Source organism: Dactylosporangium sp. NPDC051485 (genome assembly GCF_040682015.1).
In the GTDB taxonomy this organism is placed as follows: Bacteria; Actinomycetota; Actinomycetes; order Mycobacteriales; family Micromonosporaceae; genus Dactylosporangium.
Window position 1 is genome coordinate 57,261 of the sequence record NZ_JBFAZW010000035.1, and the last position, 24,636, is coordinate 81,896.

25 protein-coding genes and 2 pseudogenes are annotated in these 24,636 nt (G+C 73.2%); 23 read left to right on the top strand and 4 right to left on the bottom strand.

What is annotated here, in order from left to right:
- Window positions 1-17 precede the first annotated feature (17 nt).
- The 10 genes and pseudogenes from AB0M46_RS21250 to AB0M46_RS21295 form a co-directional block, all read left to right on the top strand.
- Window positions 18-323 carry a YggT family protein gene (locus AB0M46_RS21250; protein ID WP_344612605.1) on the top strand — a complete coding sequence of 102 codons (306 nt, stop codon included), beginning with the start codon at window positions 18-20 and terminating at the stop codon, window positions 321-323.
- A gap of 49 nt (window positions 324-372) precedes the next feature.
- Window positions 373-1,164: a DivIVA domain-containing protein gene (locus tag AB0M46_RS21255; RefSeq protein WP_363338409.1), complete on the top strand. Its 792-nt coding sequence runs from the start codon at window positions 373-375 to the stop codon at window positions 1,162-1,164.
- Window positions 1,165-1,525: 361 nt separating this feature from the next.
- Window positions 1,526-2,113, top strand: coding sequence for a hypothetical protein (locus AB0M46_RS21260; RefSeq protein WP_363338464.1), 588 nt, complete (start codon window positions 1,526-1,528; stop codon window positions 2,111-2,113).
- A gap of 69 nt (window positions 2,114-2,182) precedes the next feature.
- On the top strand, window positions 2,183-2,470 hold the full coding sequence (locus AB0M46_RS21265; RefSeq protein ID WP_363338410.1) for a DUF167 domain-containing protein: 288 nt from the start codon (window positions 2,183-2,185) through the stop codon (window positions 2,468-2,470).
- Window positions 2,467-3,984: a potassium/proton antiporter gene (locus AB0M46_RS21270; RefSeq protein WP_363338412.1), complete on the top strand. Its 1,518-nt coding sequence runs from the start codon at window positions 2,467-2,469 to the stop codon at window positions 3,982-3,984. The genes AB0M46_RS21265 and AB0M46_RS21270 overlap by 4 nt, the downstream gene beginning before the upstream one ends.
- Before the next feature lie 476 nt (window positions 3,985-4,460).
- On the top strand, window positions 4,461-4,880 hold the full coding sequence (locus tag AB0M46_RS21275; protein WP_363338414.1) for a TraR/DksA family transcriptional regulator: 420 nt from the start codon (window positions 4,461-4,463) through the stop codon (window positions 4,878-4,880).
- Window positions 4,881-4,933: 53 nt separating this feature from the next.
- A complete protein-coding gene (lspA, locus tag AB0M46_RS21280; protein ID WP_363338416.1) occupies window positions 4,934-5,464 on the top strand; it encodes a signal peptidase II in 531 nt (176 codons plus the stop codon).
- A gap of 8 nt (window positions 5,465-5,472) precedes the next feature.
- The gene (locus AB0M46_RS21285; protein ID WP_363338418.1) at window positions 5,473-6,402 is read left to right on the top strand and encodes an RluA family pseudouridine synthase; all 930 of its coding nucleotides are present in this window, start codon (window positions 5,473-5,475) and stop codon (window positions 6,400-6,402) included.
- A 49-nt stretch (window positions 6,403-6,451) separates the two neighbouring features.
- Window positions 6,452-7,249, top strand: coding sequence for a hypothetical protein (locus AB0M46_RS21290; RefSeq protein ID WP_363338420.1), 798 nt, complete (start codon window positions 6,452-6,454; stop codon window positions 7,247-7,249).
- Window positions 7,250-7,635: 386 nt separating this feature from the next.
- Window positions 7,636-8,469 (top strand): annotated as a pseudogene (locus AB0M46_RS21295) (AAA family ATPase); the annotation flags it as partial.
- On the opposite strand, the gene AB0M46_RS21300 reads toward AB0M46_RS21295, so the two are convergent.
- Window positions 8,444-8,707, bottom strand: a complete 264-nt coding sequence (locus AB0M46_RS21300; RefSeq protein WP_363338421.1) for a hypothetical protein — start codon at window positions 8,705-8,707, stop codon at window positions 8,444-8,446. The pseudogene AB0M46_RS21295 and the gene AB0M46_RS21300 overlap by 26 nt on opposite strands.
- A 49-nt stretch (window positions 8,708-8,756) precedes the next feature.
- Here AB0M46_RS21300 and dnaE point away from each other — a divergent pair.
- Window positions 8,757-12,020, top strand: a pseudogene (dnaE, locus tag AB0M46_RS21305) (DNA polymerase III subunit alpha); the annotation flags it as partial.
- Window positions 12,021-12,106: 86 nt separating this feature from the next.
- Window positions 12,107-13,000, top strand: coding sequence for a DUF2567 domain-containing protein (locus tag AB0M46_RS21310; protein WP_363338422.1), 894 nt, complete (start codon window positions 12,107-12,109; stop codon window positions 12,998-13,000).
- Window positions 13,001-13,272: 272 nt separating this feature from the next.
- Here the strand turns inward: AB0M46_RS21310 and AB0M46_RS21315 are convergent, their stop codons facing one another.
- The gene (locus tag AB0M46_RS21315; RefSeq protein WP_363338424.1) at window positions 13,273-14,004 is read right to left on the bottom strand and encodes an LON peptidase substrate-binding domain-containing protein; all 732 of its coding nucleotides are present in this window, start codon (window positions 14,002-14,004) and stop codon (window positions 13,273-13,275) included.
- Window positions 14,005-14,128: 124 nt separating this feature from the next.
- Between AB0M46_RS21315 and AB0M46_RS21320 the strand changes: the two genes are divergently transcribed.
- From AB0M46_RS21320 to hisF, 9 genes are all read left to right on the top strand, one after another.
- Window positions 14,129-14,779 carry a helix-turn-helix domain-containing protein gene (locus AB0M46_RS21320; protein WP_363338426.1) on the top strand — a complete coding sequence of 217 codons (651 nt, stop codon included), beginning with the start codon at window positions 14,129-14,131 and terminating at the stop codon, window positions 14,777-14,779.
- A gap of 60 nt (window positions 14,780-14,839) precedes the next feature.
- Entirely contained in the window at window positions 14,840-16,141 is a 1,302-nt protein-coding gene (hisD, locus tag AB0M46_RS21325) for a histidinol dehydrogenase (RefSeq protein WP_363338428.1), read from the top strand.
- The gene (locus tag AB0M46_RS21330; protein WP_363338430.1) at window positions 16,138-17,214 is read left to right on the top strand and encodes a histidinol-phosphate transaminase; all 1,077 of its coding nucleotides are present in this window, start codon (window positions 16,138-16,140) and stop codon (window positions 17,212-17,214) included. The genes hisD and AB0M46_RS21330 overlap by 4 nt, the downstream gene beginning before the upstream one ends.
- 71 nt (window positions 17,215-17,285) lie before the next feature.
- Window positions 17,286-17,900, top strand: coding sequence for an imidazoleglycerol-phosphate dehydratase HisB (gene hisB / locus AB0M46_RS21335; protein WP_363338432.1), 615 nt, complete (start codon window positions 17,286-17,288; stop codon window positions 17,898-17,900).
- Window positions 17,897-18,046, top strand: a complete 150-nt coding sequence (locus AB0M46_RS21340) for a hypothetical protein (RefSeq protein WP_363338434.1) — start codon at window positions 17,897-17,899, stop codon at window positions 18,044-18,046. The genes hisB and AB0M46_RS21340 overlap by 4 nt, the downstream gene beginning before the upstream one ends.
- A gap of 10 nt (window positions 18,047-18,056) precedes the next feature.
- On the top strand, window positions 18,057-18,680 hold the full coding sequence (hisH, locus tag AB0M46_RS21345) for an imidazole glycerol phosphate synthase subunit HisH (RefSeq protein ID WP_363338436.1): 624 nt from the start codon (window positions 18,057-18,059) through the stop codon (window positions 18,678-18,680).
- 53 nt (window positions 18,681-18,733) lie between these two features.
- Complete coding sequence (locus AB0M46_RS21350; RefSeq protein ID WP_363338438.1) at window positions 18,734-18,991, top strand: hypothetical protein; 258 nt, start codon at window positions 18,734-18,736, stop codon at window positions 18,989-18,991.
- An 18-nt stretch (window positions 18,992-19,009) separates the two neighbouring features.
- The gene (priA, locus tag AB0M46_RS21355; RefSeq protein ID WP_363338440.1) at window positions 19,010-19,738 is read left to right on the top strand and encodes a bifunctional 1-(5-phosphoribosyl)-5-((5-phosphoribosylamino)methylideneamino)imidazole-4-carboxamide isomerase/phosphoribosylanthranilate isomerase PriA; all 729 of its coding nucleotides are present in this window, start codon (window positions 19,010-19,012) and stop codon (window positions 19,736-19,738) included.
- Window positions 19,735-20,496: an imidazole glycerol phosphate synthase subunit HisF gene (gene hisF / locus AB0M46_RS21360; protein WP_363338442.1), complete on the top strand. Its 762-nt coding sequence runs from the start codon at window positions 19,735-19,737 to the stop codon at window positions 20,494-20,496. Before priA ends, hisF begins: the two co-directional genes overlap by 4 nt.
- Before the next feature lie 76 nt (window positions 20,497-20,572).
- On the opposite strand, the gene AB0M46_RS21365 is transcribed toward hisF, so the two are convergent.
- Both AB0M46_RS21365 and AB0M46_RS21370 read right to left on the bottom strand, forming a co-directional pair.
- On the bottom strand, window positions 20,573-21,058 hold the full coding sequence (locus tag AB0M46_RS21365; protein WP_363338444.1) for a hypothetical protein: 486 nt from the start codon (window positions 21,056-21,058) through the stop codon (window positions 20,573-20,575).
- A gap of 99 nt (window positions 21,059-21,157) precedes the next feature.
- Window positions 21,158-22,117 (bottom strand): LysR family transcriptional regulator, encoded by a 960-nt coding sequence (locus tag AB0M46_RS21370; protein WP_363338446.1) that lies wholly within the window; start codon window positions 22,115-22,117, stop codon window positions 21,158-21,160.
- A 72-nt stretch (window positions 22,118-22,189) separates the two neighbouring features.
- On the opposite strand from AB0M46_RS21370, the gene AB0M46_RS21375 reads away from it, so the two are divergent.
- Complete coding sequence (locus AB0M46_RS21375) at window positions 22,190-23,107, top strand: EamA family transporter (protein ID WP_363338448.1); 918 nt, start codon at window positions 22,190-22,192, stop codon at window positions 23,105-23,107.
- Between the two features lie 22 nt (window positions 23,108-23,129).
- Window positions 23,130-24,596, top strand: coding sequence for a PLP-dependent aminotransferase family protein (locus AB0M46_RS21380; RefSeq protein ID WP_363338450.1), 1,467 nt, complete (start codon window positions 23,130-23,132; stop codon window positions 24,594-24,596).
- The last annotated feature ends 40 nt before the right edge of the window (window positions 24,597-24,636 follow it).

Consider the following 24,636-nt stretch of genomic DNA (forward strand, 5'->3'; position numbering starts at 1 on the left):
TCGAGGACTCAACGACCGTGGTGTCCATCACCTTGCAGATCGTGCACCTGCTGCTCTACCTGTTCCTGGTGGCGCTCCTCGCACGCTTCGTGATGGGTTACGTCATGCAGTTCGGACGCCGCTGGCAGCCCGGCCGGGGCGCCGCGGCGGCGCTGGAAGTGGTGTGGAGCGTCACCGATCCGCCGCTCAAAGCGTTGAGGCGGGTGATCCGTCCGCTGCGCATTGGTACCGTGGCCGTGGACCTGTCCTCGCTTGTGCTGCTGGTTATCCTGTTCGTGCTGATGTACGTCGTGTTAGGGCGGCTGATCGCGGCGTTCTCGTGACACGCACCGCTCGGCGGCCACGCGGCCGCAACTGACCCGAGGAGTTTCGATGCCGCTGACCCCGGCCGACGTTCACAACGTCGCCTTCAAGAAGCCTCCGATCGGCAAGCGGGGCTACGACGAGGAGGAGGTCGACGCCTTCCTCGACGAGGTCGAGCGTGAGCTCGCCCGGCTGATCGAAGAGAACAACGAGCTGCGCGCGCAGCTCGAGCGCGGCGGCGCCCCCGCCCGCTCCGCCCCCGGCGCCGCCGGCGGCGACCCTCGCCTCGCGGCCGAGCTTGCCGACCTCAAGACCCAGTTCGAGCGCGTCCAGCGGGAGAAGGCCTCGGCCGAGCAGGCCGCCCGCGGCATGCAGCAGGAGCTCGACCAGATCCGCTCGCAGGGCGGCCCCAGCGGCACCGGCGACGGCGAGCAGCAGGCGCTGCGCGTGCTGATGATGGCCCAGCGCACCGCCGACGACCACGTGTCCGACGCCCGCCGCGAGGCCGACAAGCTGCTGACCGAGGCCCGCACCAAGGCCGAGGAGGTCACCCGCGACGCGCGGGCGAAGGCCGACGCGCTCGAGCGCGACGCCCGCCAGCGCCACCAGGAGGCCATGGGCGGCCTCGACGCGAAGCGGACCGCGCTGCAGAAGCACATCGAGGAGCTCAAGCAGTTCGAGCGGGAGTACCGCACCCGCCTCAAGGCCTACCTGGAGAGCCAGCTGCGCGACCTGACGGGCCGCGAGCAGAGCCTCGAGGCCGAGATGGCCGCCCGCAACGAGAGCGCCAGCCGCCCGGCGGTCGGTGGCGGCCTGGCCACGGCCGGCCTGACCGGCGGCTACGAGGGAGCCGGTCGCTGACCGCAGCCCCACCCGCTTCGTCAATGCGACACGCGGCGCCCCAGTCGAAATTCGGCTGGGGCGCCGGCGTGTTCTGGGAGACTTCCGGCACGTTCGCTCGTTGTACAGGCTGAGAGAGACTCGCCCGGGAAGGCTCTGTTTCGCCCCGGGGTTCGCGTTGCGGAGGGACAGGGCCGTGATCGTCGGAAGTCTGCTGCTGATCGTGGTGGCCGTCGGCCTGCTCGTGCTGGGCCTGTTGCAAGGCTCGGACGCCTTGCTGATGGCGTCCATCGGGGCGAGCCTGCTGGCCGCCTTGGCGCTCATCGTCGGCGGCCGCCAGGCCGCGGCGGCGCGCTCGGCCCGCACCCGTGTCGGGCGGCAGGTGCCATCGGAGCGCTACGACCCGTTCGCCTCCCGCCTCGGCGCCGACGGCCTCGACCTGGCCGACTCCGAGGAGTTGCCGCGCCGGGCCGAGCGCCAGCCGGTCGGCGCCGGGGCCCGCACCGGCACCACCTACGGCACCACCGTCGGCGGCGGGCGTCCGGCGGTCGTCCCGGACGAGACGGCCATGGTGGCCCCGCTCCGCGACGAGCCCGACTCGGCCATCCCCCAGCAGGGTGACGACGGGCGCTACGACGACTACCGCGACCGGGGCGGGTACGACGCCGGCCGCGCCGCGAGCGGGCCCGCCTACGAGGATGACGACGACGATGACGAGGACTACGACGACGAGGACCCGGCCGACGAGCCGCCGATCCAGCACTCGTCGGCGGCCGACCTCGCCCGCGTCGCCACCCTCGACGCCGCGGTGCTGGTGATCGACGGCCGGCCCCGCTACCACGTGCCGAGCTGCCCGCACCTGCTGGGCCGCGAGAACGAGCCGCTGCCGGTGCACGAGGCCGTCGAGCTCGGCTTCACCCCCTGCAGCGCCTGCACGCCCAACGACGTCCTGCTCGGCGCCCGCCGCTGAACGATTGGCGGGTCGGGTTTTCGCCGGGTGGAGTATCGCCCCCGACCGGGTGAACCCTCACAATGAGGTGTGTTCACCATCGCCATCCGCGTCCGGCCCGGCGCGTCGCGTACCGCGGTCGGCGGGAGCTACCCCGGGCCGCGCGGCCCCGCGGTGATCGTCGCGGTGGGCGCCCGGCCCGTCGACGGGCAGGCCACCGAGGCCGCCCTGAAGGCCCTCGCGGACGCGATCGGGGTCCGCCCCTCCGCCCTGCGGCTCAAGGCCGGCGCGGCCAGCCGGGACAAGCTGGTCGAGCTGGCCGACCCGCCGCAGGGCCTGTCCGATCGGATCGCGCAGCTGCTGGCGGGTCGCGGTTGAGTCATGAACTCAACGTCGCGCTCCTCATCGGCGCGGCGGTCCTGCTCGTGTGCGTCGGCGCGGTCCGCTTCTCGGTCCGCCTCGGCCTGCCCAGCCTCCTCGTCTACCTGCTGCTCGGCCTGGTGATCGGCGATGCCGGCTTCGGCATCCGGTTCGCCGACGCTGAGCTGACCCGCACGCTGGGCATCTGCGCCCTCGTCGTGATCATCGCCGAGGGCGGGCTGACGGCCCGCTGGTCGACGCTGCGCCCGGTGCTCGGCCCGGCGCTGGTGCTGTCCACCGTGGGCGTGACGGTGAGCGTGGCCGTCGTCGGCGCGGTCGTGCACTTCGCCCTCGGCGTGGGCTGGCAGCAGGCCCTGCTCTACGGCGCCGTGCTGTCCTCGACCGACGCCGCCGCGGTCTTCTCCACGCTGCGCCGGGTGCCGGTCCGGCCGCGGCTGGCCGCGGTGCTGGAGGCCGAGTCCGGGATCAACGACGCGCCGGTCGTGATCCTGGTGGTACTGCTGTCCACCCCGCTGTCGGCCATGGGTCCCTGGTACGAGCAGCTCGGCCTGGTCGTCTACGAGCTGGTCGCGGGCGCCGCGATCGGGCTGCTGGCCGGCTTCGGCGGTGCGTGGGCGCTGCGGCGGGCCGCGCTGCCCTCGGCCGGCCTGTACCCGCTGGCCGCGATCGGCCTGACCGTGCTGGCCTACGCGGCCGGCTCGGTCGCGCACGCCTCCGGCTTCCTCGCCGTCTACGTGACCGGCGTGGTGCTCGGCAACGCCCGTCTGCCGCACCGCCGGGCCATGCTCGGCTTCGCCGACGGCCTGGCCTGGCTGGCCCAGATCGGCCTCTTCGTGCTGCTGGGCCTGCTCGCCTCGCCCGGCCAGCTGGGCGGCGCGGTGGTCACCGCGCTGGTCGTGGGCCTGGTCCTGGTGCTGCTGGCCCGGCCGCTGTCGGTGCTGGTCAGCGCGACCCCGTTCAGCCTGGGCAGCGCCGGGATGGGCTGGCGTGACCAGGCGTTCCTGTCCTGGGCCGGCCTGCGGGGCGCGGTGCCGGTCGTGCTGGCCACCATTCCGCTCTCCGCCGGTCTGCCCGGCGCCCAGGACCTGTTCAACGTGGTCTTCGTGCTGGTGGTGATCTACACGGCGGCCCAGGGCGTGACGCTGCCGCCGGCCGCCCGGCTGCTCGGCGTGACCGCCCCGGCCGAGCCGACCGACCTGCAGGTCGAGGCGGCCCCGCTGGAGCGGATGCGCGCGGACCTGCTCCAGGTCGAGGTGCCTGCGGGCTCGAAGCTCAACGGGGTGCACGTGGACGAGTTACGATTGCCTGTCGGTGCGGTCGTGACGCTGGTGCTGCGGGATGGCGGCGCGTTCGTGCCGGCGCCCGAAACCCGCCTGAAGACCCGCGACAGCCTGCTGATCGTCACGACGGAGCAGGCGCGCGACGCCGCGGAGCGGAGGCTGCGGGCCGTGAGCAGGCGCGGGAGGCTCGCCCGCTGGTTTGCCGAAGACGGTGAGGATCGGCGCCAATAATTTGTTGCACCACCGGAAACTGATCAAATTTGGCGGAATGCGTGTGGCGTGTTTGTCGGACGCGTGTACATTCCGTATTCTTGCCAGCCACTGGAGTGCGCGACGACGCGTCGCGCGCCCATTTTGCATCTGGGGGAGCCATGGCCGAGCGGGCTGATGCCGTGCCGAAAGGCCGGTCAGCGAGCGGTGCCGGGCGGGGCAACGCCGCCGATGTGACGGGTGCGACCACTGTGACAACAGCACAGAAACCCGCCGCTCGGCAAGCCGGGACCACTGAACCAGCCGGAACGACGCGGGGGACGTCCGGGACCTCGCAGGGGTCCAAGAGCGCAAATGCACGGACGGCCGGCACGGCCGCCAGGCGGGCGAGGCAGGACGCGGCGGCGCCGGCCGCGGCGCCCGCGAGACACAGCACCACCAGCACCAGGAAAGCGCCGACCACGTCAACCGCCGCCCGTGCGGCCGAGGGAGCCACGATGGCCAAGACCGCAGAACCGAAGACGACCGCGGCGACGAAGGCGGCCCGCGGGACCCGCACGGTGGCCGAGACCGAGAAGATCCGGGTGGCGCTCATCGAGCGCCGCGACGAGCTCAAGGCCGAGCACGACCAGACGCTGATGGAGATCCACGAGCTGCAGCAGCACCGCCTCACCGACTCGGCCGGCGACGACCAGGCCGACACCGGCACGAAGACCGGCGAGCGCGAGCAGGAGATCACCATCGCGAACAACCTGGCCGAGCGGGTCTCCCAGGTCGAGCGGGCCCTGGAGCGCCTCGACGAGGGCGGCTACGGCTGGTGTGAGAAGTGCGGCAACGCCATCCCGGTCGAGCGGCTGGCCGCGTTCCCGTCCGCTACGCTCTGCGTGACCTGCAAGCAGTTGGAGGAGCGGCGCTGACCACTCACGACCCAATCCAGGATCGGACCGACCTCGCGGCGCAAGCCGAGTCGGTGCCCGCGGCGCCACCCCCTCGCCGGGCCCAGGCGTGGACCGTCTATGGCCTGGTCGCGGCGGCCGTCATCGCGATCGACGTGGCCGTCAAGCAGTGGACGACCGCGAACCTGGCCCACAACGAGCCGGCGGAGAAGATCCTCGGCGGGTTGATCTACGTCATCTACACCCGCAACAGCGGGGCGGCGTTCAGCATGATGCGCGATCAGACGTGGATCTTCCCGATCATCGCCCTCGGCGTGGTCGGCTGGCTGTTCTACATGATCAGGGGCACCGCGTCGGTCGCCTGGGCGGTCGCGCTCGGCTTCATCCTGGGCGGCGCGGCGGGCAACCTCGGCGACCGGCTGTTCCGGGCGCCGGGGCCCTTCCGCGGGCACGTCGTGGACATGTTCAGCTTCCTGGACGACCACGGCGGGCACTTCCCGGTGTTCAACATCGCCGACTCGGCCCTGACCGTCGGGGTGGCCCTGGCCATCCTGCTCGAGTTCGCCGGCCGCCGGCGCGACGGGACGCGAGCACAGCGTGGCTGAGGTGCGGTGTGCGTGAGATTCGCTCGTTGCCGGTCCCGGACGGTCTGGACGGCACCCGCCTCGACCAGGCGCTCACCCGGCTCTTCGGGCTGAGCCGCACCACCGCGGCCGACCTGGTCGAGGCGGGCGACGTCTCGGTCGACGGCCAGGTCAGGGTGAAGTCGGACAAGGTCCGGGCCGGCGCCTGGCTCGAGGTGACGCTGCCCGCACCGCCCAGCGCGGTGCGGGTCGAGGCGATCCCGGTCGACGGCCTGGCCATCGTCTACAGCGACGACGACATCGTGGTGGTAAACAAACCGGTCGGCGTGGCCGCCCACCCGAGCCCGGGCTGGACCGGCCCGACGGTGATCGGCGGGCTGGCGGCGATGGGCCAGACGGTGGCCACCAGCGGCGCGGCCGAGCGGCAGGGCGTCGTGCACCGGCTCGACGTCGGCACGACCGGGCTCATGGTGGTGGCCAAGAGCGAGCTGGCCTACAGCGCGCTCAAGCGCGCCTTCAAGGCACGGGAGGTCGAGAAGCGGTACCACGCCGTGGTCCAGGGCCACCCGGACCCGCTGCGCGGCACGATCGACGCGCCGATCGACCGGCACCCGAGCCAGGACTACAAGTTCGCCGTCGTCTCCGACGGGCGCCCGAGCGTCACCCACTACGACACGATCGAGGCGTTCCCCGCGGCCAGCCTGCTCGACATCAAGCTCGAGACGGGCCGGACCCACCAGATCCGGGTGCACTTCTCGGCGCTGCGGCATCCCTGCGTGGGCGACCTGACGTACGGGGCGGACCCCACCCTGGCCACCCGGCTCCGCCTGTCGCGGCAGTGGCTGCACGCCCGGGAGCTGGGCTTCGAGCACCCGCACACCGGGGAGTACGTCTCCTTCGTCAGCGAGTACCCAGCCGACCTGGCGGCGGCGCTGGAGATCCTGAGCGCCGCCGTCTAGGGCCCCGTGCGTCACCCTCGAGGAGGCGCTGTGCGACCCTGGCGGGGCGATGAAGCAGCTCCAACGACTCGACCAGCGCATCCTGCCGCCGATCGGCGACGTCCTCGCCCGGATCTTCCGGGGTGCCCAGCGCCTGCGGGCGTTCACGATCGTCGTCGGCGTCGTCGCCGTGACCGCCACCCTGCTGGCCGTGCACCGCGGCGACCGGCCGCACAGCGACCCGTCGCTGGGTGACGTGCTGCGGGTCGGGGTGCGCGAGGGGGACTCGATCCCGGCGTACGTCCAGGCCGGCAAGGACGAACTGGCCGGCCTGCCCGGCGACGCGCCGGTCTACGCGCTGGTGTCGTTCACCGCCTACCTGGCCCCCGAGCGGCTGGCCCCCGTGCTCGCGGACGTCTCGGTGTCGAGCGTCTTCGCCCGGGTACCGCTGCCGCAGACGCAGACCGAGCTCGTCCGGCTGGGGGCGTACAAGCTGCCCGACGACGTGGTCACGGCCATGGACTCCACCGCCGCGCGCAAGAGCGAGGAGGCGCGGCACTACCGCGACCTGCTGGCCCGGCCCGACGGCGCGCCGGCCGACGCCCGCGAGCGTTACGTGGCCGGGTCGATCGTGGCCGACAAGGAGGCCACCGCCTATCGCGAGCACTGCTCGTGCGTCTACGCCGCCGTCGTCTACGCCGGGCCGGCCGCCCTGCGCGCGGTCGCGGCCCGGCCCGAGACCCGGGTGGTCGACCCGATCACCGACCTGCAACGTCTCGATCGCACGGTGTTCCTGCCCCCGTTGCCCGAGCAGGCTACGGTCGCGGTGCCGATACGCGAGGCACCCGCGTCCCCCGGACCGTCGTGAGGGGATATCCCTTCGGCCTGTCGTGCAGTTGATGCAGGGGATGGGCTCGCAGGAGTGGTCCGAATAGTGTTCGGTCCGTAGCCTACGGGTACGGGATTTCTGCGCGGGTGTGAGGGAGGCCAGTCGTGGCTGAGCGGGCCGATGCCGGGTGGGACAGGTCGGCGGAGCCGGCTCCCCGCTGGCGCTCGCTGCTCGACCGTGCCCTGCTGGGCCGGGGCAGCCCGGGTGATCTGGATTACGACGGCCGGTTCGAGCGCCCCACGGCCCCATATCCGCCCGAGCGGCCCTACGATGACGAGCCAATGCATCCCAACGGCACCCGCCCCCATGACGCCGCGTACGCCCCGCCGCCCCGCTCCGCCGGGCCCGCGCGGCGCGGCCCCGTGGTCGAGTACCAGGACCGTCCGGCCGACCCGACCGAGCAGATGGTGCAGGTACTGCGCCAGGAGATCCCCACCCCGAAGGTGCTGGCGTTCGCCAACCCCAAGGGCGGGGTGCACAAGACGACCGCCACCGTGCTCACCGCGGCCACCATCGGCAGCGTCCGCGGCAAAGGCGTGATCGCCTGGGACGACAACGAGCTGCGCGGCACGCTCGGCCTGCGGGCCGGCAGCGCCCGGCACGCCCGCACCATCCGGCACCTCATCGCCGACCTGGTCCGGGTCGAGCACGCGACCGGCTACGACCTCTACGACATGCTCGACGACTACCTGCGCCACGCCTCCGACGGCTCCTACGACGTCCTGGCCGGCGAGGAGAACCCGCGCTTCGCGCAGCGTCTCGATCCGCACACGGTCCGGCGCGTGCTGGAGCTGCTGCGCCGCACCCACGACGTGATCTGCGTCGACACCGGCAACAACGTCGAGAGCCCCAACTGGCAGACCGTGCTGCAGGCCGCCGACCAGCTGGTGGTCACCAGCGTGCCGCGCGAGGACGCCGCGTTCACCGCCGACTGGATGCTCGACCTGCTCGACGAGGCCGGCATGGAGGAGCTGGTCGCCAACGCGGTGACCCTGCTGTCCTGCCCGACGCCCAACCCGACCCCGCTCATCGACGACCTGGCCGGGCACTTCCGCACCCGGACCAGGGCCGTCGTGGTGGTGCCCTACGACCCGGCGCTGGAGAGCGGCTCCAACATCGAGTATCCGATGCTGGCCCCGGCCACCAAGCGGGCGTGGCTGCGGGCGGCGGCGGTCATGATGGACCCGTACGCCCGGTGAGCTCGTCGATCGGCTCGGCGAACGTCCGCTCGTGATGCGCGATCCACGGGAGCCGGTGCTCGTCGATGACGCGCTGGACGCCCTCACCGACCGCCGCCTTCTTGTTCATCCAGGTCGTCGGCACCCGGCCGAACAGGTTCCCGGCCTGGGCGTATTCGGCCGCCGAGCGCGGGTTGCCCGCGGCGAAGGCGGCTCGCTCACGGCGTAGCAGCGCGCCGAGGCGGTCTCGGTCGATCATGCGGCGGAGTGTCTCGCAAAATGTCGTACCCCGGCGATAGGTTCTGGCCGTGGGGGAGTCTTTCGTACATCTGCACGTACACACCGAGTACTCGATGCTCGACGGGGCGGCGCGGCTCGGTCCGCTCTTCGCCGAGGCGGCGCGGCTGGGCCAGCCCGCGCTGGCCATGACCGACCACGGCAACATGTTCGGCGCCCACGACTTCTACCACCAGGCCACCCGGGCCGGGATCAAGCCGATCCTCGGCATCGAGGCCTACCTGACCCCCGGCACCCACCGCCGGGACCGCACCCGGGTGCGCTGGGCCGACGGCGGCGAGAACGACGTGTCCGGCGGCGGCGCCTACACCCACCTCACCCTGCTCGCGGCCGATGCCGGCGGGCTGCGCAACCTCTTCCGGCTCTCGTCGCTGTCCAGCCTGGAGGGGTACTTCTACAAGCCCCGCGCCGACCGTGAGCTCCTGCAGCGCTACGCCGGCGGCGTCCTCGCCACCACCGGCTGTCCCTCCGGCGAGGTGCAGACCCGCCTGCGCATCGGCGACTTCGAGGGCGCCTGCGCGGCGGCCGGCCAGCTGCGCGACATCTTCGGCCCGGGCAACCTCTACCTGGAGCTCATGGACCACGGCCTGGACATCGAGACCCGGGTCCGGGCCGACCTGCTGCGCCTGGGCAAGCGGCTCGCGCTGACCCCCGTGGCCACCAACGACCTGCACTACACGTTCGCCGGCGACGCCGACGCGCACGAGGCCCTGCTCGCCGTGCAGTCGGCCACCACCCTGGCCGACCCGAAGCGGTTCAAGTTCGACGCCCGCGACTTCTACCTCAAGCCGGCCGAGCAGATGCGCCGGCTCTGGGACGGCGAGGTGCCCGGCGCCTGCGACGCCACCCTGGAGATTGCCGAGCGGATCGGCGACTACGCCGAGGTCTTCGCCGCCCGCAGCCTGATGCCGAGCTTCCCGGTGCCGGCCGGCGCGACCGACGACTCCCACCTGCGCGCCGAGGTCGAGCGCGGGCTGGCCCGGCGCTTCCCGGGCGGGGCGCCGCAGTCGCATGTCCGGCAGGCCGACTACGAGCTGTCGGTGATCACCGGGGCCGGGCTGGCCGGCTACTTCCTCGTCGTCGCCGACCTCGTCGCCCACGCCCACCGGGAGGGCATCCGGGTCGGGCCGGGGCGCGGCTCGGCGGCCGGCTCGCTGGTCTCCTTCGCCCTCGGCATCACCGAGCTCGACCCGATCGCGCACGGGCTGCTCTTCGAGCGCTTCCTCAACCCCGAGCGGCCGAGCATGCCCGACATCGACATGGACTTCGACGAGCGCCGGCGCGGCGAGATGATCCGGTATGCCACGGAGCAGTATGGCGCCGACCGGGTGTCGCAGATCATCACGTTCGGCACGATCAAGGCGAAGGCCGCGATCAAGGACGCCGCCCGGGTGCTCGGCTTCCCCTTCTCCCTCGGCGAGCGGATCAGCAAGGCCGTGCCGCCGCCGGTGCTCGGCCGCGACATGCCGCTGTCCGGCGTCTTCGACCCGGCCCACCCGCGGCACAAGGAGGGCGGGGAGCTGCGCCGGCTCTACGAGTCCGAGCCCGAGGTGCGCACGGTGGTGGACACCGCCCGCGGGCTGGAGGGGCTCAAGCGGCAGTGGGGCGTGCACGCCGCCGGCGTCATCCTGTCCCGCGAGCGGCTGGTCGAGGTGCTGCCGATCCAGAAGCGCGAGCAGGACGGGGCCATCATCACCCAGTGGGACATGGGCGCCTGCGAGGCGATGGGCCTGCTCAAGATGGACTTCCTCGGCCTGCGCAACCTCACCATCCTCGACGACGCGATCGAGGCGATCCGGCACAACCGGGGCGTCTCGGTGGTGATCGAGGAGGCGTCGCTGCACGACGGGCCGACCTACGAGCTGCTGTCCCGGGGCGACACCCTCGGCGTCTTCCAGTTCGACGCCACGCCGGTGCGCCAGCTGCTGCGGGCGATGGCCCCGGACAGCTTCGCCGACATCTCCGCCGTCGGCGCGCTCTACCGGCCGGGCCCCATCGCCGCCAACGCGCACAACGAATACGCCGACCGCAAGAACGGCCGCCGCCCGGTCACGCCGATCCACCCCGAGCTGGCCGCGCCGCTGGCCGACATCCTCGGCGACACCTACGGCCTGATCGTCTACCAGGAGCAGGTCATGGCGATCGCGCAGCGGGTCGCCGGCTACACCCTCGGCGCCGCCGACCGGCTCCGGCGGGCGATGGGCAAGAAGAAGAAGGAGATCCTCGACGAGGAGTTCACGCTCTTCGCGCCGGCCATGCGGGAGCGCGGCTACTCGGAGGGCGCGATCCGCACCCTCTGGGACATCCTGGTGCCGTTCTCGGACTACGCGTTCAACAAGGCGCACAGCGTGGCGTACGGGCTGGTGGCGTACTGGACGGCGTATCTCAAGGCCAACTATCCGGCCGAGTACATGAGCGCCCTGCTCACCTCGGTCGGCGGCGACAAGGACCGCTCCGCCGTCTATCTCGCCGAGTGCCGGCACATGGGCATCCGCGTGCTGCCGCCCGACGTCAACTCCTCCCAGGGCCGCTTCGCCGCCGACGGCGCCGACATCCGCTTCGGCCTCGGCGCGATCCGCAACGTCGGCCCGGCCGCCGTCGAGTCCATCATCCGGGCCCGCCGGGAGAAGGGCGCCTATGCCGACTTCTACGACTTCCTGGCCAAGGTCGACCAGGTCGTGTGCAACCGCAAGACGATCGAGTCGCTCATCAAGGCCGGCGCCTTCGACTCCCTCGGCCATTCCCGCCGCGGCCTGCTGAGCGTGCACGCCGACGCCCTCGACGCCGTGCTCGGCGTCAAGCGCAACGAGGCGATGGGCCAGTTCGACCTCTTCGGCGCCCCGCTGCTCAGCGCCCCGCCGGTGCCGGCGATGGAGTGGGACAAGCCCGAGCTGCTCGCCTTCGAGCGCGAGATGCTCGGACTCTACGTGTCCGACCACCCGCTGCGCGGCCTGGAGCACGTGCTGCGGGCCGCCGCCGACCGTCCGGTCGCCGCCCTGGCCGAGGAGGGCACCGTCCCGGACGGCGCGGTGGTCCGACTCGCCGGCATCCTGTCGGGCGTGCAGCGCCGGGTGACCCGCCAGGGCCGCCCGTGGGCCTCGGCCACCCTGGAGGACGTGGACGGCAGCGTCGAGGTCATGTTCTTCCCGGACACCTACGAGCTGGTCGACCAGTGGGTCGCCGAGGACGTGGTGGTCGCGGTGAAGGGCCGTGTGGACCGGCGCGAAGAGGCCCCGCGCCTGATGGCCATGGACCTCGTCCTTCCCGACCTGACCGCCCCGGACTCCGCAGCCGCGGCGGGGCCCGGGGCCGGGACCGCCTCGCTTGCCGGATCGGGAAAGGCGCCTGGCAGGATGGGATCGTGAGCATCGCCCCGATTTCGCCCGTCGGCCAGCCGGAGGCCACCCCCGCGCCGGCCCGCGTGCCGCTCGCGCGGGAGGCGTTGTGGGCCCTCGTCGTCGCGGCCGTGGTGGCCGGGCTGGGCGCGCCGTTCGGCTTGCTGTGGTCGAAGCTCGCGCCGCACGTGGAGCTGGTGCAGACGCAGTACGGGCCGTATCCCATCGAGGGCGAGCCCGAGGGCTACTGGGCCGACGACGGCTGGTTCATCCTGATGTCGATCGGCATGGGCATCGTCATCGCCGTCGTCGCCTGGCTGCTGCTGCGCCGCTACCGCGGCCCGATCCTGCTGGCCGGCCTGGTCGTGGGCTCCGCCGGCGCCTCGGTCCTGGGGGCCTGGCTCGGCAACAAGATCGGCTGGGCGCACTACCTCGACCTCGCCGCGCACGCCCCGCAGAACACGCACATCTTCCGCCCGGTCAAGCTGCGCACCGGCACGTCGAGCCTGCTGTTCGGCTTCATCCCGTGGGTCCGGGGCACGATGCTGGTCCAGGCGCTGGCCGCCGCCGCCGTGTATACGGGCCTGGCCGGCTTCCACGCCTCGCCGACGCTGCGCTACGACAACATGCCCGCCGAATACCTGGACCACCCCGCCCCGCCGCCGGGCTACTACCCGGGCGCCGCCGAGGCGGACGCCGGCCACCCGGCCCCCGGTGGCGCCTTCGGTCCGGACGGCCACTCGGCCCCCTGGGGGCACCCGGCTCCCGATGGCACCTTCGGCCCGGACGGCCGGTCGGCTGCCGCGGGTCACCCAGGGCCCGATGGCGCCGACCCGGCCGAGGCGCAGCGGCGGTCCGAGCCGGAGTCTGATGACCCTCCGGGCTCGGGCGGGTCGCAACCCGGGCAGCCGCGGCCCTGACGCTCCATCCCTGACGCCGACGCGCTCGGCGCGGTCGGGCTCCGGCGCCGGGGTGCTCAGGCCCTGACGCCGACGCGGTTGGGCTGGCCGGCGCCGGGTGCTCTGGCCCTCACGCTCCGGCCCGGGCGAGCTGCCGGCCGGGCCGCCCGGTCTTGCTGCGGGGTCAGTCCGGGTCTTGGGGTTGGGCTTGGTGCAGGGTTCGTTCGGGTCTTGGGCTTGCCGGGGGTCGGGTCTCGGGCTTGCTGCGTGCCGGGTCTCGACTCGCTGCGGGGTCAGTTCGGGCTGGAGGGGACGGACAGGTCGGACAGGGTCACCGGGACGGCGCGGACCTGGCCCAGCAGGGCGGTCTCGCGGCGCAGCAGGGCGCGCTCGGCCTTCAGGCGGCTGGCCGTGTCGGGCTCGGCCAGCAGCGACTGGCGGTCCTCCAGGGTGAGCGACGCCGTGGCGGCGACGAGGTGCGACAGCACCGTCGGGTCGTCCGGCAGCTGCTCGCCGTCCTCGTCCGCCCGGACCGCGCGCAGGTAGTCCTGGTAGGCGGCGAGCACCCCGGCGGCCAGTTCGCCCTCGCGGTCCGGCTCGCCCTTGGGCTCGGGGAGCCACTCGACCTCGCCGGTGAGGTACGGGGTGTCGTTGCGGGCCAGCCCCAGGAGGCGGAAGCGGCGGCGGCCGACCGTCATCAGGTCGAAGCGGCCGTCCGGCAGCTCGGTGACCTGCCGGATCTCCGCGGCACACCCGACCTCGTAGAGCGAGAGCGACTCGCCCGCGGTGATCGACGCATCGGAGGACTCGGTCTGGCGGCCGACCTCCCAGCCGCGGCGGATCGCCACGACGCCGAACTCCCGGGGCAGGTTGGCCGGGAGCTCGGTCAGGTGTTGCACCAGGGTGCGGTACCGCGGCTCGAACACGTGCAGCGGCAGCACCAACCCCGGAAACAGCACCGTGCCCAGCGGAAAGAGCGGCAGGAGCGTCCGCGTGCGCTCCGGTTCATTCGCGGCTGCCTCCACGAGGCGAAGCGTAGCCGAGCGCGGCGCCGGAGGCTCTCCGGAGATGGTCTCGGGCACGTCGCGCCTTACCGGCGGCTCAAATAGATCGGAATGATCCGTTCCGTAAGGTGCTACAGTGGCGCCCATGACCGCTGCCGCACCACTGCGCGGGCGCCAGCGCGAGGCGGCCCGCAACGACGGCGCCATCCTCGCCGCGGCCCGGGACGTGTTCCTCGAGGACCCGAAGGCGCCGATCGCCGCCGTCGCCGAGCGCGCCGGGGTCGGGATCAGCGCCCTCTACCGCCGGTACGCAGGCAAGGAGGAGCTGCTGCGCACCCTCTGCCAAGACGGGCTCAGGGCCTTCATCCAGGCGGCCCGGGACGCCGACGGGCTGGACGACGGCTGGGACGCGCTCACCACGTTCCTGCGCGAGGTCGTCGACGCCGATGTGCACTCGCTCACGGTCCACCTGGCCGGCACGTTCACCTCGACGCCGGAGATGGTGCAGGACGCGGCGCACTCCAACGAGCTGGTCGCCGGGCTGGTCGAGCGGGCCCGCGCCGGCGGGCGGCTGCGTCCCGACGTCGTGGTGACCGACATCGGCCTCATCCTGGAGGCGTGCGCGGCGATCCGCCTGCCCGACCGGGAGCGCACGGCGCAGCTTCGCCGGCGGTACCTCGCCCTGGCCATCGACGGCATGGGCCGCGACGACGCCGGCGCGCTGCCCGGCCCCCCGCCCGCGCCGGGCGAGATGAACTGGCGATGGGCGCGATCCCGGGAAGGGCAAAGTTCTTGACAGCCCGCAGGGCGGGACGGCGACGCATAACCGCTGGCGGCGCCGAATAGACTCGCAAGGGTGTTGAACCGGATCGACCTGCGCGGCTCCGCCGAGGACCCGCGCCGTCTGCTGCCCCGAGCCGCCATCGACGTCACCGTCGCCACCGAGCAGGTGCGCCCGACCGTCGAGGCGGTCCGCGAGCATGGCGCGGCCGCGATCCGGGAGGCGACGCATCGCTTCGACGGCACGCGGCTGCAGCAGCTGCGGGTGCCGGCCGAGGCGATCGAGAAGGCCGAGGCCGAGCTCGACGCGGGCGTGCGCGCCGCGCTGCTGGAGTCGATCGCCCGCGCCCGCAAGGTCCACGACGACCAGCGCCGCGCCGAGGTCACCACGGTGCTCGGCGAGGGTGGCACGGTGACCCAGCGCTGGCTGCCGGTCGGCCGGGTCGGCCTCTACGTGCCGGGCGGGCTGGCGGTGTACCCGTCCAGCGTCGTCATGAACGTCGTCCCGGCCCAGGCCGCCGGGGTCGCCTCGATCGCCGTGACGAGCCCGCCGCAGAAGGACACCGGCCTGCCGAACCGCAATATCCTGGCCGCGTGCGCGCTGCTCGGCGTCGACGAGGTCTACGCGGTGGGCGGCGCCCAGGCGATCGCCATGTTCGGCTACGGCTTCGACGACGAGGAGCCGGGCTGCGCGCCGGTCGACATGATCACCGGGCCCGGCAACATCTGGGTGACCGCGGCCAAGCGGATGCTGCGCGGGACCGTCGGCATCGACGCGGAGGCCGGGCCGACCGAGATCGCGATCCTGGCCGACGACAGCGCCGACCCGCGGCACGTGGCCGCCGACCTGATCAGCCAGGCCGAGCACGACCCGCTGGCGGCGAGCGTGCTGGTCACGACCTCGGCCGAGCTGGCCGACGCGGTCGACGCCGAGGTGGCCCGCCAGGTCGCCGCGACCAAGCACGTCGAGCGGGTGACCGAGGCGCTCAGCGGCCCCCAGTCGGCCACGGTGCTCGTCGACGACCTCGACCAGGGGCTGCGGGTCGTGGACGCGTATGGCGCCGAGCACCTCGAGATCCAGACCCGCGACCCGCGCACGGTGGCCGAGCGGGTGCGCAACGCCGGGGCGATCTTCGTCGGCGCCTGGTCGCCGGTGTCGCTGGGCGACTATTGCGCGGGCTCCAACCACGTCCTGCCGACCGGCGGCTGCGCGCGGCACTCGTCCGGCCTGTCCACGCAGACGTTCCTGCGCGGCGTGCAGCTGATCGAGTACTCCCACGACGCGCTCCAGCAGGTCGCCGGCCACGTGGTCGCCCTGTCCGACGCCGAGGACCTTCCGGCCCACGGCGCGGCGGTGAAGGTCCGGTTCGGCGCATGACGACCCTCGACGACCTGCCCCTGCGCGACGAGCTGCGGGGGATGAGCCCCTACGGCGCGCCCCAGCTCGACGTGGCCGTGCGGCTCAACACCAACGAGAACTCCTACCCGGTGCCCGAGGCGGCCGTCGCGGAGATGGAGAAGTCCCTCTCCGCGGTGCTGCGCGACCTCAACCGGTATCCCGACCGGGACGCCGTCGCGCTGCGCACCGACCTGGCGGCGTACCTCGGCCACGGCCTGACGTGGAAGCGCGTCTGGGCGGCGAACGGCTCCAACGAGATCCAGCAGCAGCTGCTGCAGACCTTCGCCGGCCCGGGACGCACCGCGCTGGGCTTCACCCCGTCGTATTCCATGCACCCGCTGCTGGCCGCCGGCACCGGCACCGCGTGGGTCGACGGCCGCCGCGCCGAGGACTACACCCTGAGCGCCGAGCACGTGGTCGCGAAGATCCGCGAGCACGACCCCGACCTGGTCTTCCTGTGCTCACCGAACAACCCGACCGGCACCGCGCTCCCGCTGGACGTCGTCGAGGCGGCCGCGGAGGCGGCGCGGGGGATGGTGATCGTCGACGAGGCGTATGCGGAGTTCGCCCGCCCGGGCACCGTCTTCGCGCTGAGCCTCCTCGAGCGCTTCCCGCGGCTGGTCGTGACGCGGACGATGAGCAAGGCGTTCGCGCTCGCCGGCGGCCGCCTCGGCTACCTCGCCGCCGGCCCGGCCGTGGTCGACGCGGTGCAGCTGGTGCGCCTGCCGTACCACCTCAGCGCCATGACCCAGGCGGTGGCCCGCGCGGCCCTGGCCCACACCGACGCGCTGCTGTCCACCGTGGACGCCGTCAAGGAGCAGCGCGACCGCATCGTCGCCACGCTGCGCGGCTGGGGCCTGTCCGTCGCCGACAGCGACGCCAACTTCGTGCTGTTCGGCGCTCCGCGCGGGGACAGCAAGGCCGTCTGGCAGGCGCTGCTCGACCGCGGCGTGCTGATCCGCGACGTGGGGCTGCCCGGCTGGCTGCGCGTGACCGCCGGCACGCCCGAGGAGACCACAGCCTTCCTGAGCGCACTCGAGGAGCTCTTGTGAGCGGTTCGGAGCGAAGCGGGGAACCACAGTCGGGGCGCATGGCGTCGCCGGAGCGAAACGGAGATGACAACGTGCGTCGTACCGCCCGGGTCGAGCGGGTCACGAAGGAGACCAAGGTCCTCGTCGAGCTGGATCTCGACGGCACCGGCGTCGGGGAGATCTCGACCGGCGTGGGCTTCTACGACCACATGCTCAACCAGATCGCCAAGCACGGCGGCTTCGACCTGCGCGTGCACACCGTCGGCGACCTGGAGATCGACGCGCACCACACCGTCGAGGACACCGCCCTCGCGCTCGGCGCCGCGTTCGCCGAGGCGCTCGGCGACAAGGCCGGCGTGACGCGGTACGGCCACGCCCAGGTCCCGCTGGACGAGGTGCTCGCCTCGGCGGTGGTCGACCTGTCCGGCCGCCCGTATGTGGTGCACGACGAGCCGGCCAACATCGCCCCGCACATCGGCGGCAACTACCCGACCAGCCTGACCCGGCACATCTGGGAGTCCTTCGGCCACTCGGCCCGGGTCACGCTGCACGTGAGCATCCTGCGGGCCGGCCGCCACGGCGCCCAGCCCGACGCCCACCACATCGTCGAGGCCCAGTTCAAGGCGGTCGCCCGGGCGCTTCGCCAGGCCTGCGCGATCGACCCCCGCAACGCGGGCGCGGTGCCGAGCACCAAGGGCGCGCTGTGAGCATCGCGCTGCTCGCGTTGGCCGGCCTCCTGCTCGGCGGGGCGCTGTCGCTGCGGCAGCAGAGCAAGTCGAAGGTGCCGTTCGTGATCACGCTGGCGCTGGCCGTGCTGTCCGCGGCCGGCGGCCTGCTGTGGCTGGAGAGCTGAAGGAGCTGTGGTGGCGAAGAAGGTGGTCATCCTCGACTACGGCTCCGGCAACCTGCGCTCCGCGGAGCGGGCCGTCGCCCGGGTCGGCGCCGACGTGGAGGTGACCTCGGACCTCGGCAAGGCGGCCCGGGCCGACGGCCTGGTGGTGCCGGGCGTCGGGGCCTACGCGGCGTGCATGGCCGGCGTCGACGCGCTCGGCGCCGCCCCGGCCATCGCCGAGCGGGTCCGGGCCGGCGCGCCGGTGCTCGGCATCTGCGTCGGCATGCAGATCATGTTCGACGCCGGCGAGGAGCACGGCGTGGTCACCAAGGGCCTGGGCCTGGCCCCGGGCACGGTGACCCGGCTGCAGGCGCCGGTGGTGCCGCACATGGGCTGGAACACGGTGGCCTGGCCGGAGGGCTCGGTGCTCGGCGCCGGCCTGCCGGAGGACACCCGCTTCTACTTCGTGCACTCCTACGCCTCGACGGTGATCGACGCGCAGGCCGAGGCCGGGGTGCGGGTCGCCACCGGCGTGCACGGCGAGCCGTTCGTGGCGGCGTTCGAGACCGACGTGCTGCGGGCCACCCAGTTCCACCCCGAGAAGTCCGGCGACGCGGGGGCGACCCTGCTCGCGAACTGGCTGGGGACGCTCTGAGCAAGGAGCGGGCGAAGCGGCGCGCTCTGCTGGAGGCGGAGCGCGCCGAGCGCATGCGCCGCCACGAGCGCAAACGGGCGCGCCGGGCCGCGATGCGGCGGCTGGTGCCCAAGGTCCACGTCGGGCGGACCGGTAAGATCTTCGCTCGTCGCTCCCGCAAGCAGCGCGCAATCATCGCCATTCTCGTGCTGGCCGTGCTCGTGCTGGTCTGGATGTCGCTCGACTCCTGGCCGGCCCGGATCGGCATCAGCGCGATCCTCATCGTCGCCACCCCGGCGCTCACCGTGCTCGTCCTCGATCGTCGTATTTGACCGAAGGATCTGAAACTCATGGCTCTGCAGCTCCTGCCCGCCGTCGACGTCGCCGACGGCCAGGCGGTCCGTCTCGTCCAGGGTGCCGCCGGCAGCGAAACCACCTACGGCGACCCGCTCGAGGCCGCCCTGGCCTGGCAGCGGCAGGGCGCCGAGTGGATCCATCTCGTCGACCTGGACGCGGCGTTCGGGCGCGGCTCCAACGCGGCCCTGCTGGCCGACGTGGTGCGCCGCCTCGACGTGCAGGTGGAGCTGTCCGGCGGCATCCGCGACGAGGCCTCGCTGAAGGCGGCCCTGTCCACCGGCGCCACCCGGGTCAACCTCGGCACCGCGGCGCTGGAGAACCCGGACTGGTGCGACCACGTCTGCGCCACCTACGGCGACCAGGTCGCGGTCGGCCTGGACGTGCGCGGCCACCAGCTCGCCGCCCGCGGCTGGACCAAGGAGGGCGGCGACCTCTTCGAGGTGCTCGACCGGCTGGAGAAGGCCGGCTGCGCCCGCTACGTGGTGACCGACGTGATGCGCGACGGGACGCTGACCGGCCCCAACCTGACCCTGCTGCTCGAGGTCACCGGCCGGACGAAGAAGCCGGTGATCGCCAGCGGCGGCGTGTCCAAGCTCGACGACCTGCGCCAGCTCGCCGCGCTCGAGCCCGCCGGGGTGGAGGGCGTGATCGTGGGCAAGGCGCTGTACGCCGGGGCCTTCAACGTCGCCGAGGCCCTCGACGTGCTGCAGGAGTCCGCGTGACCGTCGCGGTGCGGGTGATTCCCTGCCTGGACGTGGACGCCGGGCGGGTGGTCAAGGGCGTCAACTTCCTCAACCTCCGCGACGCCGGCGACCCGGTCGAGCGCGGCGCCGCCTACGACGCCGCGGGCGCCGACGAGCTGGTCTTCCTCGACGTGACCGCCTCGTCCGACGGCCGGGCGACGATGCTGGACGTGGTTCGCCGTACCGCGGAAACGGTCTTCATTCCCCTGACCGTCGGGGGCGGCGTGCGCAGCGTCGGCGACGTGGACACGCTGCTGCGCGCCGGGGCCGACAAGGTCGGGGTCAACACCGCCGCGATCGCCCGGCCGGAGCTCATCGCCGAGATCTCCCACCGGTTCGGCAACCAGGTGCTGACGCTGTCGCTGGACGTGCGCCGCTCCGAGGGCCAGCCCAGCGGCTTCGAGGTGACCACCCACGGCGGGCGCCGCGGGGCGGGGCTCGACGCGGTCGAGTGGGCGGCCCGGGTGGCCGAGCTGGGCGCCGGCGAGATCCTGCTCAACTCGATGGACGCCGACGGCACCAAGGACGGCTTCGACCTCGAGCTGATCCGCGCGGTCCGCGGGGTGGTGACCATCCCGGTGATCGCCAGCGGCGGGGCCGGCAAGGTGGCCGACTTCGCGCCCGCGGTCGACGCCGGCGCCGACGCCGTGCTCGCCGCGAGCGTGTTCCACTTCGGAGAGCTGGCCATCGGCGACGTCAAGACCGCGCTGCGCGAGGCCGGCCACCCGACCCGCTGACCGGCGGGCCACCGGCCCGGGTCGCGGCGACCCGCGCCAGCCGCCAACGGGCCGGGGTCCGTTGGCGGCCCTTGCGTCAGCCGGCCTTCTTGCCGGCGGCGACGGCGATGCCGACGATCCAGCCGACCCAGAGGCCGTATCCGGATGCGCCCGTCGCGCCCTGCAGCGCGCTGAGCATCGTGGGGCTGGCGAGGATGAACGTGGTGGTGAACGCGGCCAGGGCGGCGGCGAAGATCAGCGCCGCCCATCCGACGACGACTGCACCGGCGCCGCCCGCCACCGTCTTCGCGGCAACGGAGAGCACCAGCGCGACGAAGAGGATCAGCAGCAGCGCGCGCAGGTCATTGGCGAGGAGTTCCCGGGCGGCGGCTCCCGAGTCGTCCCGCGGCGTGATCCACCACCGCGGCCAGGCCAGCATGCGCAGGAAGAATCCCCATACGGTCGACCCATCGCTGTGGCGGTCGACCCATTCCGTGAAGATCTGGTTGCCGAAGACGAGCACCAGGAGCAGCGTGGCCAGGACACCTGCGCCGGTCGCTGTCCGGGAACGGAAGAGGGCCATATCAATGAATGTAAGGGGTGGCCCGGAATCGTGCAGAAGTGAACACCGTGAGTGAACACCCTGCCGGAGCGGCGCCCGGGCCGGCCGGCTGACCTGCGGTCACACCACGTGAATGACGTCCCGCCCAGGCACCCATTCGGGGAGCTGGGACATCGGCGCGGCCGAGCTCGGGCGGTGCCGCCAGGCGTTCTGCAGGGCCGCCACGGTGGCCCCGATCGCCGGGCGACCGGAGGCCGCCGCCCGCCACGCGACCGACACCCGGCGTGCCGCCTCGGGGCTCACCGGCCGGGCGACCACGCCGGCCGGCAGCGACGCGCGGGCCAGCCGCGGCACGAACGCCACGCCGAGCCCCTGGGCGACGAAGGTCAGCTGCGTCTCGAACTCGTTGACCAGGATCGACGGCTGCAGCCCGGGCAGCATGCGCAGCAGCCACTCGTGACAGACCGTGCCCGGCTGGGAGCCGATCCAGCGCTCCTCGCGCACCTCCTCCAGCGTGATCGGCCCGGCCCCGAACGCGAGCGGGTGCCCGGCCGGCAGCATGAGGTCCCCGACGTCCAGCCCGAGCTCGACGTTGGCCACCCCGGGCGGGAACGTCACCGGGATCTCCAGCCACTCATCGATGAGCGCGATGTCGATGATGCCGCGCAGGATGCCGTCGAAGCTCGCGTCCCGGTCGGTCTCCAGCAGGGTGAGCTCCAGGTCGGGGTGCTCGGCGGAGAGCCGGCGCAGCGTGTGCGGCAGCAGCCCGCGGCAGGCGGTCGGGAATGACGAGACGCTGAGCCGGCCCGACACCGTCTCCTGGTGCGCGGCCAGCGCCGCCTCGGCCTCCTCGACCGCGGCCAGCACCCGGCCCGCGTGCTCGGCGAGGACCCGGCCGGCCTCGGTGAGCCGCAGCCGCCGCCCGTCCTTCTCCACGAGCGTGGTCCGCGTCTCCCGCTCCAGCTTCGCGAGGTGCTGGGACACCGCCGACGGCGTGATGTGCAGCGCCCCCGCCGCGGCCGTGACCGTGCCGAACGTCTGCACCGCGCGCAGCGCCTGGAGCCGCGAAAGGTCAAGCATGAAGCAATACTAAAACCACGATGCAGAACTTTTCGATGGTACTTCACGATTCGCAGGCCAATCATCGAAGCCATGAGACCTCGCGATCTGGCCCTGGCGATCCTGGTGACCGTCATCTGGGGCGTCAACTTCGTCGTCATCGACGTGGGGCTGGACAGCATGTCGCCGCTGCTGTTCTGCGCGCTGCGCTTCGGCGTGGCCGCCCTGCCCGCGGTGTTCCTGGTCGGCCGCCCGAAGGTGCCGTGGCGCTGGGTCGTGGCCACCGGCATCGCGCTCGGCGTGGTCAAGTTCTCGCTGCTCTTCGCGGGCATGGCGGCCGGGCTGCCGGCCGGCCTGTCGGCCCTAGTCCTGCAGAGCCAGGCCGTCTTCACGCTGGTGTTCGCGGCGGTACTGCTGCGTGACCGCCCGGGCCCGAGGCGCATCGCCGGCGTGGTGCTGGCTGCGGCCGGGATCGTGCTCATCGCCACCCAGCTCGGCCTGGACCGGCCCCTGGGCGCGTTCCTGCTGGTGGTGGCCGCCGGTGCGGCGTGGGGCCTGGCCAACGTGGCCATGCGCAAGGCCGCCGCCACCGACATGCTCAACTTCATGGTCTGGGTGAGCGCGGTGGCCACCCTGCCGCTGGTCGGGCTGACGCTGGCGATCGACGGCCCGCGGTACGACATCCAGGCTCTGCGGGGTCTCGACCTCGTCGCCGTGGGCGCCATCGCCTACGTCGCCTATCTCGCCACGCTCTTCGGCTTCGGCGTCTGGGGCCGGCTGATCACCCGGTACGGCGCCGGCACCGTCGCGCCCTTCGCCGCGCTGGCGCCGGTTTTCGCGATCCTGTCGGCGGCGGTGTTCCTGCACGAGCGGGTCCACTGGTACGACCTGGCCGGCGGCGCGGCGATCCTCGGCGGGGTGCTGCTCGGCGCCATCCCGCCCCGGGTCCGGAAATTGGACTTGCCCGCGGAGCCGGCGCATGCCAGTCTGGGGCCAATCAGCCGGGTGTGAGAGCCAATTAGGGGGACTGGCCTTGTCAGCGATCGTCAGGGGTGCCCAACTGGCCCGCATGCTCAACGCCTGGCAGGTCGCCGTCGGGGTGCGGGGCCCCGCCGGGCGCCGCCCGGAGTACGTGATCCTCGCCAACGCCGTGCGCGGCCTGCTGATCGACGGCCGCCTGGCGCTGGGCGTGCGGCTGCCCGCCGAGCGCGAGCTGGCGGCGGCGCTGGGGATCAGCCGTACCACCGTGACCGCCGCCTATCGGGAACTGCGCGAGAGCGGGCACGTGTCCAGCCGCCGCGGCGCCGGGAGCTGGACCGAGCTGCCCGCGGGCCACCGCGTCGGCACCTCCGGACTCTGGACCCCGAGCGACGACGCCGGCCTGATCGACCTGGGCTGCGCCGCGATGCCCGCCCCGCCGGAGCTGCAGGTGGCCGCCGCCGACGCCGTCGCGGACCTGGAGCCGTACCTCTGCGGCCCCGGCTACCAGCCCTCCGGAATGCTGGTCCTGCGCGAGGCGATCGCCCGCCAGTACACCGAGCGCGGCCTGCACACCGACCCCGACCAGGTCATGATCACCGGTGGCGTGCAGCAGGCCCTCGACCTGCTCCTGCGCCTGCTGGTCGCCCCGGGCCAGCGGGCCCTGGTCGAGACGCCGACCTACCCCAACGCGCTGAGTGCCTTCATCGCCGCGAGGGCCCGCATGAGCGCGTACGCGATCGGCCCCGACGGCTGGGACGCCGACCTGCTGCTCTCCACGATCCGCGCCGCCCAGGCCCGCGTCGCGTACCTCATCCCGGAGTTCCACAACCCGACCGGCCACCTGATGCCGGCCGCCCTGCGCGAGCGCCTCCCCGCCACCGCCCACGCCGCCGGCACCGACCTGATCATCGACGAGTCCTTCGTCGACCTGGCCCTCGAGCCCGACCTGAGCCTGCCCCCCGCGGTCGCCTCCTTCGACCGCACCGCGCGCGTGCTCACCATCGGCGGCATGAGCAAGGCCTACTGGGGCGGCCTGCGCATCGGCTGGGTCCGCGGCCCGGCCCCGCTGATCGCCCGGCTGGCCGCCGCCCGCGTCGGCGTCGACATGGCCTCGCCGGTCCTGGACCAGCTCGTGGCCGCCCGCCTGCTGCAGCACCGCGAGTCGATCGTCTCGGCCCGCCGCAAGCAGCTGCTCGTCCAGCGCGACACCCTGGCCGCCGCCCTGCGCGCGGAGCTGCCGGGGTGGCGCTTCGCCCTGCCCCGCGGCGGCATGGTCATCTGGGCCGAGCTCGACGCCCCGGTGTCCAGCGCCCTCGCCCGCTCGGCCGAGGAGCTGGGGGTGCGCGTCGCCCCGGGGCCGCGCTTCGGCGCCGACGGCACGATGGAGCGCTTCATGCGCCTGCCGTACACGCTGCCGGAGGCCGACCTCGTCGAGGCCGTGCGCCGGCTGGCCGCGGCCCGCGCGGACCTGGACCGCCCCCGCCGCCACTCCTGGTCGGCCCAGACCGTGGTGGCCTGACCAGGCCGCCCCGGCCCCGCGCCGGGATGCGTCGTGGCCC